At 33.4% G+C, this 766-nt stretch carries 1 protein-coding gene; it reads right to left on the bottom strand.

What is annotated here, in order from left to right:
* Window positions 1–89: 89 nt before the first annotated feature.
* Complete coding sequence (locus IG80_RS0111700) at window positions 90–551, bottom strand: DUF892 family protein (RefSeq protein ID WP_032114209.1); 462 nt, start codon at window positions 549–551, stop codon at window positions 90–92.
* Window positions 552–766: the final 215 nt, after the last annotated feature.

The raw sequence follows: 766 nt of genomic DNA, 5'->3' as shown, positions 1-766 counted from the left end.
AACAGTAATTTTTCAGCTTAAAATCAAAAGTTATTTGAGAACCCCCTCTTTTTTAGGGAAAGAATTGAAAAAAGAGGGGTGTAAGAAAATTATGCCTCGCTTTTCTCTAATACTGAGTTTTCAAGCCATTTTTTATGTCTTTTTTCATCCTCTAATCCTCTTCTAATAATATCCTTAGCCTCAGACCACATGTCTTCTCGTAAAGAAATACGTTCATAAGCAGTATTTGTATCAATCTCGTTGCTAATCATGGCTCGTAAAATGACGTTATCGCCAATTAAGTTTGCTAGCACTACTTTTCCCTTTGTAAGCCACTGTTTACCTGTGCTTGGGCCAGAAGGAGGATCAATGTTTCTTTTCTTTAAAACGTTTGTGAGCTCTTGAATATGCCATTCATGATCGGCTTTAAAAATATTTAATTTTTCTTTAAATTCTTGGTTTTCAAGTCGATTTATGGCAGCATCATAAGCTTCTACGGCATCATAATCTAATTCAATGAGATCCTTTAGAGCATCTTCAAAATTTGCTTGCATACCAACTAAAGTTACCATTATTTCCCCCTTTATCTTTGGATGGTGAAAACTTATTTTTGTCCGTCGTATTTCTCGTATCTTTAAGAGTGAAGGGTAAACATTAAAAGATTGGTTATTGTGTCTACCCTTTTTTAAGAAATCGAAGGTTTACCAAGACATTTTAATTATTTAGCTTCCCTTGATTCGTATAACTTCGTATAATGTATGCTATACGAAGTTATTACGTCATAATT

The organism is Candidatus Paracaedibacter symbiosus, from assembly GCF_000757605.1.
Classification (GTDB): Bacteria; Pseudomonadota; Alphaproteobacteria; order Paracaedibacterales; family Paracaedibacteraceae; genus Paracaedibacter_A; species Paracaedibacter_A symbiosus.
Note: the sequence above shows the minus strand (reverse complement) of the source record. Positions and strands in the feature narration are given on the sequence as shown.

Excerpts from the sequence above, each read along its gene's own strand:
- IG80_RS0111700 (WP_032114209.1), bottom strand. The coding sequence starts at position 551 with ATGGTAACTTTAGTTGGTATGCAAGCAAATTTTGAAGATGCTCTAAAG.